This window comes from Stenotrophomonas sp. STEN054, from assembly GCF_056854535.1.
Genome location: NZ_JBXFWG010000005.1, coordinates 117087 through 133067, shown reverse-complemented (window position 1 = coordinate 133067; position 15981 = coordinate 117087). Strand labels below are relative to the sequence as shown.

The 15981-nt window shown below is 69.5% G+C and carries 16 protein-coding genes; 5 read left to right on the top strand and 11 right to left on the bottom strand.

All coding sequences use genetic code 11. The features are described from left to right. Nucleotides 1–114: 114 nt before the first annotated feature. From AC1VXD_RS03455 to AC1VXD_RS03445, 3 genes are all read right to left on the bottom strand, one after another. Nucleotides 115–933 carry a nucleotidyltransferase domain-containing protein gene (locus AC1VXD_RS03455; protein ID WP_482990843.1) on the bottom strand — a complete coding sequence of 273 codons (819 nt, stop codon included), beginning with the start codon at nt 931–933 and terminating at the stop codon, nt 115–117. A gap of 126 nt (nt 934–1059) precedes the next feature. Beyond that, on the bottom strand, nt 1060–2949 hold the full coding sequence (gene mnmG, locus AC1VXD_RS03450) for a tRNA uridine-5-carboxymethylaminomethyl(34) synthesis enzyme MnmG (RefSeq protein WP_482990842.1): 1890 nt from the start codon (nt 2947–2949) through the stop codon (nt 1060–1062). Between the two features lie 640 nt (nt 2950–3589). After that, the gene (locus AC1VXD_RS03445; RefSeq protein ID WP_482990841.1) at nt 3590–4102 is read right to left on the bottom strand and encodes a hypothetical protein; all 513 of its coding nucleotides are present in this window, start codon (nt 4100–4102) and stop codon (nt 3590–3592) included. Nucleotides 4103–4260: 158 nt separating this feature from the next. Between AC1VXD_RS03445 and AC1VXD_RS03440 the strand changes: the two genes are divergently transcribed. Both AC1VXD_RS03440 and AC1VXD_RS03435 read left to right on the top strand, forming a co-directional pair. After that, nucleotides 4261–5223, top strand: coding sequence for a pyridoxal-phosphate dependent enzyme (locus AC1VXD_RS03440; protein ID WP_482990840.1), 963 nt, complete (start codon nt 4261–4263; stop codon nt 5221–5223). Continuing rightward, complete coding sequence (locus AC1VXD_RS03435) at nt 5208–5852, top strand: YdcF family protein (RefSeq protein ID WP_482990849.1); 645 nt, start codon at nt 5208–5210, stop codon at nt 5850–5852. Before AC1VXD_RS03440 ends, AC1VXD_RS03435 begins: the two co-directional genes overlap by 16 nt. A 291-nt stretch (nt 5853–6143) precedes the next feature. Here the strand turns inward: AC1VXD_RS03435 and bioC are convergent, their stop codons facing one another. The 5 genes from bioC to bioB all read right to left on the bottom strand — a co-directional run bounded on the left by bioC (nt 6144) and on the right by bioB (nt 10995). After that, complete coding sequence (gene bioC / locus AC1VXD_RS03430; RefSeq protein ID WP_482990839.1) at nt 6144–7028, bottom strand: malonyl-ACP O-methyltransferase BioC; 885 nt, start codon at nt 7026–7028, stop codon at nt 6144–6146. A gap of 12 nt (nt 7029–7040) precedes the next feature. Beyond that, nucleotides 7041–7820 carry an SDR family oxidoreductase gene (locus AC1VXD_RS03425; protein WP_482990838.1) on the bottom strand — a complete coding sequence of 260 codons (780 nt, stop codon included), beginning with the start codon at nt 7818–7820 and terminating at the stop codon, nt 7041–7043. Between the two features lie 29 nt (nt 7821–7849). Beyond that, nucleotides 7850–8629 carry a pimeloyl-ACP methyl ester esterase BioH gene (gene bioH / locus AC1VXD_RS03420; protein ID WP_482990837.1) on the bottom strand — a complete coding sequence of 260 codons (780 nt, stop codon included), beginning with the start codon at nt 8627–8629 and terminating at the stop codon, nt 7850–7852. 19 nt (nt 8630–8648) lie between these two features. Then, the gene (gene bioF, locus AC1VXD_RS03415; RefSeq protein ID WP_482990836.1) at nt 8649–9872 is read right to left on the bottom strand and encodes an 8-amino-7-oxononanoate synthase; all 1224 of its coding nucleotides are present in this window, start codon (nt 9870–9872) and stop codon (nt 8649–8651) included. 79 nt (nt 9873–9951) lie between these two features. Continuing rightward, a complete protein-coding gene (gene bioB / locus AC1VXD_RS03410; protein WP_482990835.1) occupies nt 9952–10995 on the bottom strand; it encodes a biotin synthase BioB in 1044 nt (347 codons plus the stop codon). Between the two features lie 145 nt (nt 10996–11140). Here bioB and AC1VXD_RS03405 point away from each other — a divergent pair, with 145 nt between their 5' ends. After that, nucleotides 11141–11686, top strand: a complete 546-nt coding sequence (locus tag AC1VXD_RS03405; RefSeq protein ID WP_482990834.1) for a CbrC family protein — start codon at nt 11141–11143, stop codon at nt 11684–11686. 54 nt (nt 11687–11740) lie between these two features. On the opposite strand, the gene AC1VXD_RS03400 is transcribed toward AC1VXD_RS03405, so the two are convergent. Together AC1VXD_RS03400 and AC1VXD_RS03395 are read right to left on the bottom strand one after the other, a co-directional pair. After that, on the bottom strand, nt 11741–12373 hold the full coding sequence (locus AC1VXD_RS03400) for a DNA-3-methyladenine glycosylase (protein ID WP_482990833.1): 633 nt from the start codon (nt 12371–12373) through the stop codon (nt 11741–11743). Nucleotides 12374–12381: 8 nt separating this feature from the next. After that, on the bottom strand, nt 12382–12540 hold the full coding sequence (locus AC1VXD_RS03395; protein WP_482990832.1) for a hypothetical protein: 159 nt from the start codon (nt 12538–12540) through the stop codon (nt 12382–12384). 160 nt (nt 12541–12700) lie between these two features. Between AC1VXD_RS03395 and AC1VXD_RS03390 the strand changes: the two genes are divergently transcribed. Both AC1VXD_RS03390 and AC1VXD_RS03385 read left to right on the top strand, forming a co-directional pair. Beyond that, the gene (locus tag AC1VXD_RS03390; protein ID WP_482990831.1) at nt 12701–13387 is read left to right on the top strand and encodes a ComF family protein; all 687 of its coding nucleotides are present in this window, start codon (nt 12701–12703) and stop codon (nt 13385–13387) included. Between the two features lie 224 nt (nt 13388–13611). Continuing rightward, nucleotides 13612–14082: a SecDF P1 head subdomain-containing protein gene (locus tag AC1VXD_RS03385; RefSeq protein WP_482990830.1), complete on the top strand. Its 471-nt coding sequence runs from the start codon at nt 13612–13614 to the stop codon at nt 14080–14082. A gap of 52 nt (nt 14083–14134) precedes the next feature. On the opposite strand, the gene AC1VXD_RS03380 is transcribed toward AC1VXD_RS03385, so the two are convergent. Beyond that, nucleotides 14135–15913 carry an MFS transporter gene (locus AC1VXD_RS03380; RefSeq protein WP_482990829.1) on the bottom strand — a complete coding sequence of 593 codons (1779 nt, stop codon included), beginning with the start codon at nt 15911–15913 and terminating at the stop codon, nt 14135–14137. Nucleotides 15914–15981 lie beyond the last annotated feature (68 nt).

Sequence of the window (15981 nt, the reverse complement as noted above, 5' to 3'; positions counted from 1 at the left end):
TTTGTGCTGTGTTAGGTTTTGAATATTAGGTGCTTTCTGGGCGGTTCGTTTGGGGTCGCCCCGGGCGTTCGGCGGGGGGTGTGGGGGGGGGGGTTCTGGGCCCGCCGCTACCGCCTATGCCGGCGCGTGGGTCGCCAGCATCTGCCGGAACAGGCCGTCCAGCCAGGCGGCGTCGCCGTGCCCTGCAGGCAGCTGCGGCCCCTCGGCGCGCTCGGCCAGGCTGGCGTCGATGTAGTCGCTGATGGCCGCGATACGCGGGCCGGCGGCGACCTCGGCACTGGCACGCTTGACCACCAGCAGCGCGTCAATGGCCTCGCGCACCGCACCCTGCGGCAGCAGGCGCTCCAGCAGGTCTTCGAAAGCCATCGGCGGTGGCGTGCGTTCGTGCTCGATCCACTGGCAGGCCAGCAGCGGGCGCAGTACGTACAGGTACTTCTTGGTGCGCACGGTTTCGCCGCGCAGGTAGCCGCGATGGTTGGAGCGCGCCATGTTGAAGTAGTGCCACCACGTGCCCAGCGGCGAGTAGAAGCGCTCGGCAGCCTGCCACAGGCAGGCAACGGCGTCGGCATCGTGCTGGTAGATGATCGGCGAGCGCAGCCACTCGATCAGCGTCGGATTGGACTTGGACACCAGCCGCAGCGCCTTGCGCAGGTCCCAGCCGCTGACATCCAGCTCGTCATCGATCGGCAGCTCGATCACATCGCGCTGCGCGTCGCCGGGGCCGGTGGCCTCGTTGACGCTCAGGTACCACGGCTGGCGGTGCACGTAGATGAAGCGCGCATCGTAATCACTGTCCGGCGAGGAAAACCCCCAGCCGCGGCTGCCGGATTCGCAGGCCAGCAGCACGCGCACATCGTGCGTGCGTTCGATGTCGGCCAGGGTAGCGAGGATGGCGGCGCGCTTGTCCGGCGCGATCGGGTGGATGTCGTCCATGCAGTGAGGATTCGTAGAGTCGAGCGTGCTCGACTGTAGCGCACGCGTGGCCGATGCATGCGTGTCGGCCAAGGTCGACACCTACCAGCGCCGGTAGCGCCGGGCCATGCCCGGCGGCGGTTCGCGTCACGCCACGCGGCCGCGGCGGGCGCGTTCCAGGTGCACCAGCAGCAGCGAGATCGCGGCCGGGGTCATGCCGGGAATGCGCTGTGCCTGGCCGATGGTCTGCGGGCGCACGCGTTCCAGCTTCTGCAGCACTTCGGCCGACAACCCACGCACGCTGGCGTAGTCGAAGCCTTCGGCGATCGGCGTTGCTTCGTGGCGCTGCTGGCGTTCAATCTCGTCACGCTGGCGATCCAGGTAGCCGGCGTACTTCACGCCGATCTCGACCTGCTCGGCCACCTTGCCATCGGCCACGGGCGGGCCCAGCGACGGCACCTGCATCAGCTGCGCGTAGTCCAGTTCCGGGCGCTTGATCAGGTCCAGCACGTTGGTTTCGCGGCTGACCGCGACACCCAGGGTTTCCTGCACTTCGCGGCCCAGCGCATTGGCCGGGGTCGCCCACAGCGCACCCAGGCGCGCGCGCTCGGCGGCCACCGCGGCCTGCTTGGTCTCGAAGGCGCTCCAGCGGCGGTCATCAACGAGGCCCAGCTCGCGGCCGGCCGGGGTCAGGCGCTGGTCGGCATTGTCCTCGCGCAGCTGCAGGCGGTACTCGGCGCGGCTGGTGAACATGCGGTACGGCTCGTTGGTGCCGTGGGTGATCAGGTCATCCACCAGCACGCCCAGGTACGCTTCGTCGCGGCGCGGGCACCAGCCGTCCAGCCCGCGCACCTGGCGCGCAGCGTTGAGCCCGGCCAGCAGGCCCTGTGCGGCGGCTTCTTCATAGCCGGTGGTGCCGTTGATCTGGCCGGCGAAGAACAGGCCGTTGACCAGCTTGGTTTCCAGCGAAGCCTTCAGCCCGCGCGGATCGAAGAAGTCGTATTCGATGGCGTAGCCGGGGCGGGTGATGTGCGCGTTCTGGAAGCCGCGGATGCTGCGCACCATCTCCAGCTGCACGTCGAACGGCAGCGAGGTGGAGATGCCATTGGGATAGATCTCGACGATGCCCAGGCCTTCGGGCTCGACGAAGATCTGGTGGCTGGCCTTTTCGGCAAAGCGCACCACCTTGTCCTCGATGGACGGGCAATAGCGCGGGCCGATGCCCTCGATCTGCCCGCTGTACAGCGGCGACCGGTGCAGGGCGTCGCGGATGATCTGGTGGGTCTGTTCGGTGGTGTGGGTGATCCAGCAGCTGACCTGCTGTGGATGCTCGTCCACCGAGCCGAGGAAGGACATCACCGGGCGCGGCGTGTCGCCGGGCTGCTCGTCCATCACGCTGCAATCCAGCGAGCGGCCATCGATGCGCGGCGGCGTGCCGGTCTTCAGGCGGTCGACCTGGAACGAACGTTCGCGCAGGCGCGCGGCCAGCGTGGTCGCCGGCGGGTCGCCCATGCGGCCGGCGGCGTACTGGGTCGGGCCGACGTGGATCTTGCCGGCCAGGAAGGTACCGGCGGTCAGCACCACGGCCTCGGCGTCGAAGCGCAGGCCGGTCTGGGTGATGACCCCGCGCACGGCGTCGCCTTCGATGACCAGGTCATCGACGGCCGCCTGGAACACGGTCAGGTTGGGCTGGCCTTCGACGATGGCGCGGATCGCCATGCGGTACAGGTTGCGGTCGGCCTGGCAGCGGGTCGCGCGCACGGCCGGGCCCTTGGAGGCGTTGAGCGTGCGCCACTGGATGCCGGCGCGGTCGGCGGCATGCGCCATCGCGCCGCCGAGGGCGTCGATTTCCTTGACCAGGTGGCCCTTGCCGATGCCGCCGATGGCCGGGTTGCAGCTCATCGCGCCCACGGTTTCGATGTTGTGGGTCAGCAGCAGGGTGCGCACGCCGGTACGGGCCGCGGCCAGCGCGGCCTCGGTGCCGGCGTGGCCACCGCCGATGACGATGACGTCGTAACGATGGAAGGACTGGGTCATGGGGGCAGGTCAACAGGGGACGGGCGCGGCCGGGGCGGCGCCGGGGTGGCGATTTTAGCGCCATTCGGAGGGGGGCGACGGGCCCGGATCGGGGCCGGGATGAAATCCGCCCTAAAGTTGGCAGGATTTTTGCAGATAACCCAATAGCACCCATCGTGGCTGGCGCCGTAGGCGCCGTTGACCGGAATTGGAACAGGGGCCGGTACAGGCGCATGGTGGGGAAGCGGGGGGCCGGCAGTCGGGGGACTGTCCGGCCCTGTTTTTTTTGGTTTTCTGCCGGGAGAGGCCCATCCACGCATGGCGTGGATCTACGAGGCCCATCCAGGCGCCAGTACCAGTAGATCCACGCCATGCGTGGATGCATTGGCGGCCGCATCAAAAACAAACGGCCCCGCATTGCGGGGCCGTCTGCTTTCAGAGGTGCCGACATCCGACAGGGCCGGAACAGGGGGGATCCAGATGTTCCTGTCGGATATCGACGTAGAGCTGTTTGGGACGGGCCCTTAACGTTTTTGTCACTTTGTGACGCGGGCCGTCACCACCTGCGTAGAGTGCGGCCTGAATCGCATGAAATGCAAGATGGTCCAGAGCCCAACTGTGCGCTGCGTCGCACGTTTCATGTTTCGCCGCAGGCAACGGTTCATCGTTCCAGGTTCCGCCACGGAGAGCCGCTCGACTTCGGCGCACGCGGTGCCGGTGCCGGACGTGCCTGCGGCGGCGCGGATCGACGAGCCTGGGGCGCAGACGGACGTGCCTGCGGCGGACCCGGCGGGCGGCCAGCCTGCGGCGGGCGACGCATCGAGTCCATGTTCCGCCACGGCGAGCCACCATTGTTCTGGCGCGGCGGCGGCGGCGGACGGTTCTCACCACCGTTGCCCGGACGCGGCGGCGGCGGGCGGTGGTTGTGCGGCGGCCGGTAGACCGGGCGTGAGTAATACGGGTTGCCGTAATAGCCGTAACCACCGCCATAGCCGCCGTACCCACCGTAGTAGGGGTAGCCATAGTTGGACGGATAGCCATACGGGTAGCGGTACTCCGTCGACGGGGCACCGTGGTAGTAACTGCCACCGCTGCCACCGCCGACATAGTCGTAGGTGGAACAGCCGGTGAGGGCCAGCAACAGGCCGCCGGCAAGCAACAGGCGCGTTTTCATGTGGGTCCCCCCAAGGACGGGTGTAGGGCCAGCTTCAGGCGTGGGCATTGAATCGCCCCTTAATTGTGCCGGCCCAGGATGAATGGCGATGAAGGCCTGCATGCTGGCATGGCCGTGTGCGTGGCCGCCAGCGTCGGGGCATACGTTAATCTTGCGTCATGAGCGATTCACTGTTGCCCCGCGCCGAAGATGTCCTGGCCGCCGCCGCGCGGATCGCGCCGCATGCCCTTGTTACGCCGGTCCTGCGCTCGCGCGCGCTGGATGCGCTGGCCGGGGCGCAGCTGGCGTTCAAGGCCGAGCATCTGCAGCGCGGCGGGGCGTTCAAGTTCCGTGGTGCCTGCAACGCGGTGTGGTCGCTGGACGCCGGGCGCGCCGCGGCGGGTGTGGTCACCCATTCCTCGGGCAACCACGGTGCCGCGCTGGCCCTGGCCGCCCGCACCCGCGGCATACCCTGTCACGTCGTGGTGCCCGAAGGGGCGGTGGCCGCCAAGCTGGCCAACATCGCCCGCCATGGCGCCACCCTCTGGCGCTGCCCGCCCACCATCACCGACCGCGAGGCCACCTGCGCCCAGGTCCAGGCCGATACCGGCGCGACCCTGGTGCATCCCTATGCCGACCCGGCGGTGATGGCCGGGCAGGGCACGGCGGCGCTGGAACTGCTGCACAGCGATGGCCCGTTCGATGTACTGGTGGTGCCGGTGGGCGGTGGTGGCCTGGCCACCGGCACTGCACTGGCCCTGCAGCACGCCAGCCCGCAGACCCGCCTGGTGCTGGCCGAGCCGGCCGGTGCCGACGACACCGCGCGTTCGCTGGCTGCCGGCGAGCGCGTGACCGCTTTCACCCCGGACACTTTCTGCGATGGCCTGCGCACGCTGGTCGGCGCGCCGAATTTCCAGCTGCTGCAGGCGACGGGCGCCGAGGTGATCGTGGTCGACGATGACGCCACCCTTGCGGCGATGCGCCTGCTGTGGGAGGTGCTGAAGCAGGTGGTGGAACCGTCCTCGGCCATCGTGCTGGCGGCGGTGCTGGCCCAGCCGGCGCGGTTTGCCGGCCAGCGCGTGGGCCTGGTGCTGTCCGGCGGCAACGTCGATCTGCCAGCGCTGCGCTGGGAGGTGGCGTGAGCCGCGGCCGTCATCGGCCACACACCGGCCTGCTGGGCTGGCTGTGGCGCCTGTTCGTGCTGGTGCTGGTGTGGCTGCTGGGCGTGACCGCCTGGATCGTCTGGGTGGGTGAGCGCGACCAGGCCGCCAAGGCCGACGCGATCATCGTGCTGGGCGCGGCGGCCTACGATGCCAAGCCGTCGCCGGTGTTCGAAGAACGCATCCGCCATGGCCTGGACCTGTACCAGGCCGGCTATGCGCCGCTGCTGATCTTCACCGGTGGCTACGGTGGTGCGGGCGCGCGTTTCTCCGAATCGCAGGTGGCGCGGCGCTATGCGCTGAAGCACGGCGTGCCGGATGACGCGATCCTGATCGAGACCGCCTCACGCAACACCGTGCAGAACCTGGTGGAAGCCAAGCGGCTGATGGAGCAGCGCAAGCTGCACACGGTCATCATCGTCAGCGACCCGTTGCACATGGCACGCGCGCTGCGCCTGAGCCAGGCGCTGGGCATCGAGGCACTGGCCTCGTCCACGCCGAGCACGCGTTTCCGCAGCTTCCACACCAGCTGGCGTTTCCTGGTGCAGGAGATCTATTTCTTCCACCGCGACCTGGTGCGCCCGCCGCTGAGTTCGCCGGCGAATACCTGAGCATCAGGCGACGCCGTTGGGCTCGCCGGGCATGGTCCCGCGCGACCCCGTCGGGCGGCCGGGTGCGGGGCGGGCCGCGCCCCGGGGGGGGGGGGTCGGGGGCGGGGGGGGGGGGGGGGGGGGCGCCCGGCGGCGGCCGGGGGGCCGGGCCCCGGGGGGGGCGCGCCGGGGGGGGGGGGGCGCGCTTATACGGGCACCTGGGGCGTCGGGTGGGGGGCGGGGGGTGTGGGGCGGGGCCACCCCCGGCGGGCGCGCGGGGCCCGGCGGGCCCCCCCCGGCGGCGGTGTTCGATCAGGGCTGCTTGCGGCGGATCGGGATGGCCGACACCGGCACCGAGGCGATGTCATGCCCGCCTTCGCGGATCGGTGCGCCCGGGTCCGGCGCCCAGGCGTGGGCGTAGATCACTTCCCAGCTGCTGGGCAGCTTGCCGTCGGCACGGCGCATCGTTTCGTACGCTGCAGCAGCGGCGGCAAAACGACCGCGGCCGGTCAGCGTGTGGCGGCGGTCCACCCGTGCATTGGTCGCGCCCATCGCGCGCAGCTCGCGCATCAGCGCCGGCAGGTCGTCGTAGGTCAGGGTGAACAGGTCGCGGTCCAGCACCGGATCGCGGAAGCCGGCCATCATCAACGCATCACCGAACTGGGCGATCTGCGCGAAGCGGCTGACGTGTGGGCGGTCATCGGCGGCAGCGAACGCTTCGTTGAGTTCGACCAGCGTTTCCGGGCCGAAGGTGGAGCACAGCAGCAGGCCACCAGGCTTGAGCACGCGACGGAAACCGGCGAACACCGCCGGCAGGTCGTCCAGCCACTGCAGGCACAGGTTGCTGAAGATCACATCGACGCTGTTGTCGGCCAGCGGCAGCGCGGCGGCGTCACCGCACAGGCGCTGGAACGGCTTCCACCAGCCGGCCTGGCGCTTGGCCTGGTCCAGCATCGGCAGGGCCACGTCCATCGCGATTACCTGCGCCTTCGGCCAGCGCTTCTTCATCAGCGCGCTGGCGTGGCCTGTGCCCGCACCGATGTCCAGCACCACCTCGGGCTTGCGCGCTTCCAGGTAGTCCAGCGATTCGATCAGCCGCGACTGCACCTCGCGCTGCAGGGCAGCGGCAGCGTCATAGCTGTTGGCGGCGCGGGCGAACGCGCGGCGGACGTGGCGGGCATCGAAGTGGGACGGCATTGCGGAAGTCTCTTAGAACGTACCGGGGTAGGCGCCGCCGTCGATCAGCAGGTTCTGCCCGGTGAGGTAACCGGCCTGTGCACTGCACAGGAAGGCGCAGGCGGCGCCGAATTCGTCCGGCGTGCCGAAGCGGCCGGCAGGAATCTGCTGGCGGCGGCGGTCGGCCACCGCCTGCACGTCGCCGTCCTGGCCCGCAGCGTGGGCGAAGTTGGCGCGCAGGCGGTCGGTGTCGAACTGGCCGGGCAGCAGGTTGTTGATCGTGACGTTGTGGCCGACCGTGCGCCGCGCCAGCCCGGCGACGAAGCCGGTGAGGCCGCTGCGCGCGCCGTTGGACAGCGCCAGCGTGTCGATCGGCGCCTTCACCGAGGACGAGGTGATGTTGACGATGCGGCCGAAGCCGCGCGCGATCATCGTGTCCACCGTGGCGCGGATCATGGCGATCGGCGCCAGCATGTTGGCATCCAGCGCGGCGATCCAATCGTCGCGCTCGAACGTGCGGAAGTCGCCCGGCGGCGGACCACCGGCGTTGGTCACCAGGATGTCGACCTGGGGGCAGGCGGCCAGCGCCTGCGTGCGCCCGGCCTCGGTGGTGACGTCGGCGGCGACCGTGCGCACCTCGGCGGCACCGGGCAGGGCGCGCAGTTCCTCAGCGGCCGCCTGCAGGGCGGTTTCGCCACGGGCCACGATCACCACGTTCACGCCTTCGGCCACGAGGGCGCACGCGCAGCCCAGGCCGAGGCCCTTGCTTGCGCCGCAGACCAGTGCCCAGCGGCCGGAAATACCCAGATCCATGCGTCAACCCTGCCGAATGCGGAAAGTGCTCATTGTCCGCCATCGGCCGGTGACTGGCCGGCAACGAACTGTTGCAGGGCAGCGGCCACCTCGTCGGCGTGGCCGAGGAAGGGCGCATGGCCGCCGTGGGCGACGGTCAGCGCCTGCGCGCCCGGGGCCAGCGCGGCGGCGGCCTGCATCGCGGCCGGCGATACCAGGCGGTCGCGTTGGCCGGCGATCCACAGGCTGGGCCTGCCCAGCGTGGGCAGGGCGCCACGCAGGTCGGTGCCTTCCAGCAGGCGCAGGCCTTCCAGCAGGGCGCGTTCGCTGGGGGCACCGCGCTCGACCAGGCGCTGGCGCAGGGTGCGCAGCTCCTCGCGGGCATGCGCCGAACCCATCACGTCCAACGCCAGGAAGCGCTCCAAGGTGCCGCCGAAGTCCGTGGCCAGGTCACGCCCGAACTGCTCGAACACCGCCGGTTCCACCGCGTGCGGCCAGTCCTCGCCGCGCACGAAACGCGGCGTGGCGGCGATCATCGCCAGCCCGCGCACCTTCGGCAGGGTGGCCGCCGCGTGCAGCGCGAACAGCCCGCCCAGCGACCAGCCGCACCACACCGCCGGCGGCGTGGCCGCGGCAATGGCGTTGACCACGTGCGGCAGGCGCAGCGGCGTGCTGTCGTCGCGGCTGTGGCCATGGCCGGGCAGGTCGACCACGTGCAGGGTGAAACGGTCGGCCAGGCGCTGCACCAGGGGCGCGAACACACCGCCCTGCAGGGCCCAGCCGTGGATCAGAACCAGGTCCGGCCCGTGGCCGGTGACGTCGATATGCATGGGGTACGGCGCGTGCGGGTCAGGCCAGCGCGGGCAGGGCAGGCGGCAGCGCTTCGAGCGACCCGGCAGCGACGCGGTCGCGCGCTTGGGCGATGGCTTCTACCAGCCCGCGCACCTGTTCCGGCGTATGCAGTGCCGACAGGGTGACGCGCAGCCGTGCCTTGCCTTCGGGCACCGTCGGCGGACGGATCGCGCCGACCAGCCAGCCGGCCTGCTCCAGCGCCTGCGACATCGCCACGGCGGTGTGGTCATCGCCACACAGCAGCGGCTGGATCGGGGTTTCCGAGGCCATCAGGTCCAGGCCATGGCGGCGCGCTTCGCCGCGGAACAGGGCGATCAGGTCGGCCAGCTTGGCCCGGCGCCAATGGTCGCGGCGGGCCAGGCGCACCGCTTCCAGGGCCGAGGCGGCCAGGGCCGGCGGCAGGGCGGTGGTGTAGATGTAGGGGCGTGCGGTTTCGGAAAGGTGCTCGACCAGATCCTCGCGGCCCAGCACCAGCGCGCCGGAACTGCCCAGCGCCTTGCCGAGGGTGACCAGCTGCAGCGGCACGTCGTCCACGCCCAGGCCGGCGGTGGCGACGGCACCACGGCCATCGCCGAGCACGCCCACGCCATGCGCGTCGTCCACGTAGAACAGCGCCTGCTGCAGGCGCGCGACCAGCGACAGCGCACGCAGCGGTGCAAGGTCGCCGTCCATGCTGAAGACACCATCGCTGGCCAGCATCGCCGCACCCTCGGGCGCGTGCTTGAGCTGGCGCATGGCGCCTTCCGGATCCAGGTGCGGGTAGCGGCGCAGGCGCGCACCGGCCAGCCGCGTGGCATCGAGCAGGCTGGCGTGGTTGAGCTTGTCCTGCACGCAGACGTCAGTCTCTTCGCTCAGCAGCGCCTGCTGCACCGCCAGGTTGGCGGCGAAGCCACTGCCGAACAGCAGGGCGCGCGGGTAACCGAGCCAGTCGGCCACTTCGCGTTCCAGCGCATCGTGCAGTGCGTGGTGGCCGCAGACCAGGTGCGAGGCACCGGCACCGGTGCCATCGCGTGCGGCCGCATCCTGCAGCGCGTTGACCACACTGAACTGCTGGGCCAGGCCCAGATAATCGTTGCTGCAGAACCCGGTCAACCAGCGCCCGTCAATTTCCAGGCGCACGCCATCACGACGGGTGACCGTGCGCCGCGGGCGGCGACGGCCTTGTGCATCGCGCAACGCGCGCTGGGCTTGGAGGCGGGCGGTCAGGTCGGGGCGGGCCATGCTGGCTACAGGCGACGACGGGGCGGCTAGGGTAACGCGTTGCCGCCACGCCTGCTCGACGCCCCGATCACGCGGCGTGTCACGCGGCGTGGGCGCAGCCACAGCCGGGGCCATCGGCGCTGATATCGGCATGCACGGTACCGCCGTGGTCGTGGCCTTCGGCGTCCACCTGCACCGGCATCGGCTGCAGGCCCAGGCGCGCGAACAGGGCAAGGTCGCGCTCGCTTTCCGGGTTGCCGGTGGTCAGCAGTTTTTCGCCATGGAAGATCGAGTTGGCACCGCCCAGGAAGCACAGCGCCTGCAGCTCGTCACTCATGGCTTCGCGGCCAGCCGACAGCCGCACCATCGAACGCGGCATCGCGATGCGTGCCACCGCGATCATCCGCACGAACTCGAACGGGTCCAGTTCCGCGCTGCCATGCAGCGGCGTACCGGCCACCTGCACCAGCGCGTTGATCGGCACCGAATCGGGATGCGCCGGCAGCGTGGCCAGCGCCAGCAGCAGGCCGATGCGCTGCGCACGCGTCTCGCCCATGCCGACGATGCCGCCGCAGCAGGTCTTCAGCCCGGCATCGCGCACGTGGCCCAGCGTATCCAGGCGGTCCTGGTACTGGCGCGTGTGGATGATCGAATCGTAGTAGTCCGGCGCGGTGTCGAGATTGTGGTTGTAGTAGTCCAGCCCGGCGTCCTTCAACGCGCGCGCCTGCCCGCCACTGAGCATGCCGAGGGTGGCGCAGGTTTCCAGCCCGAGCGCCTTCACGCCGGCGATCATCGCAGCCACCTTCGGAATGTCGCGGTCCTTCGGCGAACGCCACGCCGCGCCCATGCAGAAGCGCGATGCACCGGCGGCCTTGGCCTGGCGTGCCTTGGCCAGCACGGTATCGGTATCCATCAGCTTCTGTGCGCTCACGCCCGTGGTGTAGCGCTGCGCCTGCGGGCAATACGCGCAGTCTTCCGGGCAGCCACCGGTCTTCACCGACAGCAGCGTGGACACCTGCACCTGGGCCGGATCGAAATGCGCGCGATGCACGCTGGCGGCGCGGAACAGCAGTTCGGGCAAGGGCAGGTCGAACAGCGCCTGCAGTTCATCGTGCTGCCAATCGTGGCGGGTGGCAGGAGCCATGGCGGGATCTTGGAGGCGCGTCGAGCGAGGGCGGCAGTGTGGGCGGGTAGGCGAGGGCTGTCAACTAGGTTTTAATCTCTATAGTTGACAGGATATCTGGCCCTGACCGCACCGCTACACTGGGCCGCCCAGCAGCGGAACTGCCATGGATCTGCCGCGCTTCACCTATCACCCCGATCCGATCGCCACCGGCAGCGTGGTGGCCGCCGACACGCCGTGCGTGTGCTGCGGGGAGTCGCGCGGCTACGTCTACGCCGGCCCGGTCTATGCCGAAGAGGAATACGGGCACGAAATCTGCCCGTGGTGCATCGCCGATGGCTCCGCGCACGAGCGCCTCGGCGTCATCTTCAGTGATGAGGAAGGCGTCGGTGGTGGTGGCGAGTGGGATGAGGTCGGTGAGGACATCATCGACGAGATCGCGCAGCGCACCCCGGGCTTCAACGGCTGGCAGCAGGAACAGTGGTGGACCCATTGCGGCGATGCCGCGCAGTTCATCGGCCGTGCCGGTCGCGCCGAACTGGAAGCGCACAGCGACGCGGCGGTGGCGGCGATCCAGGACAGCACCGGGCTGGATGATGGTCCGCAGTGGCAGCACTTCCTTGCGGCCTTGGACAAGGATGGATCACCGACGGCCTACCTGTTCCGCTGCAGGCATTGCGGTGTGGTGGGTGGTTATCAGGATTGCGAATGACGGAAGCGCGCGGGTTGCGGGAGCCTGCGAAGCAAAGGCATCGGCCAGCCGCAATCATCTCCGGCGCGGCCGGACCGACACATGCGGATGGTCCGGTACATGCCAGCGCCAAGGGAAGTCCACCGCGCGACTGATGCCGATGCGTGGCCCTACCACCGGCGACGGCGGTGGCGGCGTGCCATCACAGACTATGACGACACCACGGTCTGCAGTGACCAGGTCTGCGCCATCCAGATCGCGCGTGATGCCAAATGCCTGGGACAGCTTGCCCGGTCCGCTCGCCAGATCGCGATCGCGCTTGGCCGCGGGCCGCGCGGCTTGCATGGCGCCAATGCCGGACACCGGCTCGGCCGCTCTGAGCAGCACGCCCACACCCTCACCCGCCTCGCCACAGACCGCGTTGCTGCCCCAGTGCATGCCGTAGGTGAAATAGACATACAGATGACCCGCCTCACCGAACATGGTGGCATTGCGTGCCGTCTGGCCACGATAGGAGTGCGCGGCGGGATCCTCACTGCCTGCATAGGCCTCAACCTCGACGATGCGCGCGGCGCGGCCATCGTCACGCACGATCAGCTTGTTGAGAAGCTGCGGCGCCACGACGGTTGGATGCCGGCGATAGAACTCACGGGGCATCACCGTCCAGCCGCCAGACAACCAGTCGAGGGTGGTGGGTCCGGGGCGCATTGCGTCGATCAGGGTTTGGCCTGTTCGTTCTGGATCTTCTCTGCTTCCTTCTGCAGCCCCGCGTCGTGGGTCTCGCCCTGTTTGACGTACCAGAGCAGGCTGGGCAAGGCCATGGCCAGCAGGCCAACGACCAGCACGATGACAACGATCCGGGTCCGCTTGTTCATGTAGAGTCCGAAGAGGTGATACAGACCGCGCACGCTAGCAGCGGAAATGTGCAGCGGCCGTGTCGAAGCCATTCCCCGGGAAGCGGACAAGCGGCATCCTGACCACAGCATGGGCCGACGTCTGATGCCATCGTGGAGTGGCTGCACGCAGACTCGGCGAATGCTGAAGACGATCTTTCTGTGCACCGTCGCGTCGGGATTGCGCGCGCTGCTGCCACTGCGCTGTCTGGTCTGCGATGACCCTGGCCACGACGGGCTGGATCTGTGTGCCGCCTGTCTGGCCGATATCCCTTGGTCCGGCCGCGCCTGCCTGCGCTGTGCACTGCCATTACCGGACAATGCACTGCCGGTCTGTGGCACCTGCCGCGAGGAGCCGCCGCCACAGGCGGCCACCCATGCCAGCCTGCTGTACCTGCCGCCGGTGGACCAGCTGCTGGTGCGCTACAAATTCCATCAGGACCTGGCCGCTGGCCGACTGCTTGCGCAGTTGATGCAGCGCGGTCCGCCACCGTGGGCGTGCCCGCCACTGGTGCCCGTGCCGCTGCATCTGCGTCGGTTGCGCCAGCGCGGCTATGACCAGGCGGGGGAGCTGTGCCGGTTGCTGCGGCAGCCGGTATGGCGTGGCCTGTACCGGCGCCGGCATACCGCACCGCAGTCGGAGCGCAGCGCCGAGCAGCGCCGCGATAATCTGTTCGACGCCTTCGGTGTGCGTGGTGCAGTGCCACCCCGCCTGACCGTGGTGGACGATGTAATGACCACCGGCAGCACGGTGCTGGAAGTGGCGGAAACGCTGCGGCTGGTGGGTGCGGCAGAGGTGCGCGTATGGGTGTGCGCACGGGTGCCGTGATGCGTTCCGGTAGAGTCGACCGTTGGTCGACTGCCAGCCGATGTGGATAAGGCCAGTCGACCAACGGTCGACTCTACCCAGCCTCTACGATGCGGGCGCTAGGATGGGGCACGGAACCTGATCGAAGGAGTGTTCATGCATTTTCCCGGATCTTCCTCTTCACCGCTGTTGTCGGCCGACGGCCGCCGCGGGTTGGTGCCGGCACTGAATTCGGGGACGCTAACGTGAGGGCCGCGCTACCGTTGTTGCTGGGCGCGGCGCTGGCCCTGACCGGATGCATGCCGGCGGCAACGCCTGAGGCAATGACGGGTCCGGCGCACGCACCGCGTCCGGGCGTGGACGTACGCCTGAGCGCGGTCGACGCGGCCGGCAAGGGATCGCCCGCGCAGTGGCAGGGCGCGACGCTCACCCTGCGCGAGCCGCCGATCGCCAGCAGCGCCGACATCGCCGATGTGCGCTATGTAGTGGACCAGGCCAATCAACCTGGCCTGCAGATCCGCTATCGGCCGGAGGCACGCCAGCGCATCCACGATGGCACGGAGGCTCTGGTCGGCCAGCGTGCAGCCATCAGTGTGGATGGCCGCGTGGTGATGGTGGCGACGGTGGCGGGACCGTTTGGTGAATCGATGATGCTCAGTGGGCTGCCCAGCGTGGCCGAAGCGCAGGCGCTGGAGAAGCACATCACCGGCCATTGATCGGCGCGCCGAAACCCTCGCGGTGCGCACGGAGGTCGACCACGGTCGACCGCTACCGGGCAAACCGCGCTTCGATCTCCTCCAGCGACTTGCCCTTGGTTTCCGGCAGCCACATCGCGGCTACCAGGAAGAACACGAACGTGCAGCCGGCCCAGAACAGGAACATGCTTGCGTAGCCATAGTGGCCGACGGTGGGCAGGAACAGCGCCGCGATGGTGGTGGACACAAACTGGTTGATCAGCAGTGCGATGCTCATGCCGTTGGAGCGGATGCGGTTGGGCATCAGCTCCGACAGCGCCAGCCACACGCAGACACCGGGGCCGACCGCGAAGAACGCCACGAACACCAGGATGCAGGCGGCCACCGCCCAGCCATGGGCCGGCGGCGGCACGGGGCCTATGCGCGCCTGTTCGATGCGCAGCGGTGCCTGCGCGGCGCTGCCCGGGTCGGCGAAGGGGTTCAGGTGCAGGTGGCGGAAGAAGGCACCGATGACGCTGTCCGCCTGCACGGTGCCGGTGCGTTCGATGCGCAGTTCGCGGTCACCCAGGTTGTCGCTGCGCAGGGCGCGCACGTTGGTGAAATCACCATAGGCATAGGACACGGTCAGCTGCAGGGGACGGCCCTCGCTGTCCGTGCCGCCCGCCAGGCGCTGCCACTGCGCGTCATCCAGCACCAGCTGCAGACCGTCGCCACTGACTGCGGCCTGCAGCTGCGGCTGCACGTCGGCGCGGCCGCGCTCGGCCTGGAAGAACAGCGTGGCGGCGGCCAGCAGGGCCACGCAGATGCCGCCGCTGCCCAGCATCAGCAGGAACTTGCGGCCCTTGCGGTCGACCAGCAGCAGGGCGACCACGGTCATCACCGCGTTGAGCAGCTTGATCGCCACGTCGGCGCCGTTGGCCACCGAGCCGGACAGGCCGGCCTGGTTGAGGATGTTGACCGCGTAGGCCAGCACCGAGTTGATGCCGGTGGCCTGGGTACAGGCCAGCACCACGCAGGCCAGCAGGAACGGCACCACATAGCGGCGGCTGAGCAGCGGATCGCGGCGACCGTCGCTGCTGCTCGATTCCGGTGCCTGGATCTGCGCCAGCGTGGCCTCCACGTCGGCAGCGGGCAGTACGCGCTGCAGGCTGCGGCGCGCATCCTCCACGCGACCCCGGCGCACCAGCCAGCGGGGTGATTCGGACAGCCAGAAGATGCCGGCACAGAACAGCAGGCCCGGTGCCAGGCAGCTCCAGAAGATGGTGCGCCAGGCGTGGTCCTTCACCACGAACAGTTCCTGCGCCTGCTGCGCCAGCGGCAGCGAACGCACGGCCTCGGCGGCGGCGTCCACGGCATGCGCCTGGTGCAGGCCGATGAGGGCGGCCAGGACCAGGCCGATGGTCAGCAGCAGCTGGAACATGGCGGCGCCGCGTCCGCGTCGTTCGGGGCTGAGCACTTCGGCCAGGTACAGCGGCACCACCACGCCGATCAGGCCGCCACTGACGCCCTGCAGCAGGCGGCCGAGCAGCAGCGGCGTATAGCCCGAGGCCAGCGCCATGATCGGGATGGAGGCGGTGAACAGCAGGCCGGCCAGCAGCATCGCGCCGCGGCGGCCGATCAGGTCGGCCACCATGCCAGCGAACAGCGAGGACAGCACGCTGCCCAGCAGCACCGCGGCGACGACGAAACCGAGCTGCTGGCTGCTGAGCTGCCAGGCGTGGCTGGCAGTGGCTTCGAGGTAGGGCAGGGCGCCGGCGATGATGCCGATGTCGATGCCGTACAGCAGGCCGCCGAGGCCGCCGATGAACAGCAGGTAGCGTACGGGCCAGCGCGGGGCGGTGCGTGCAGTCATCGACAGGTTCCCAGGTAGCGCCAGGCCATGCCCGGCGACGTTTCAATGCGGCGTTCCGGCTGCACGGC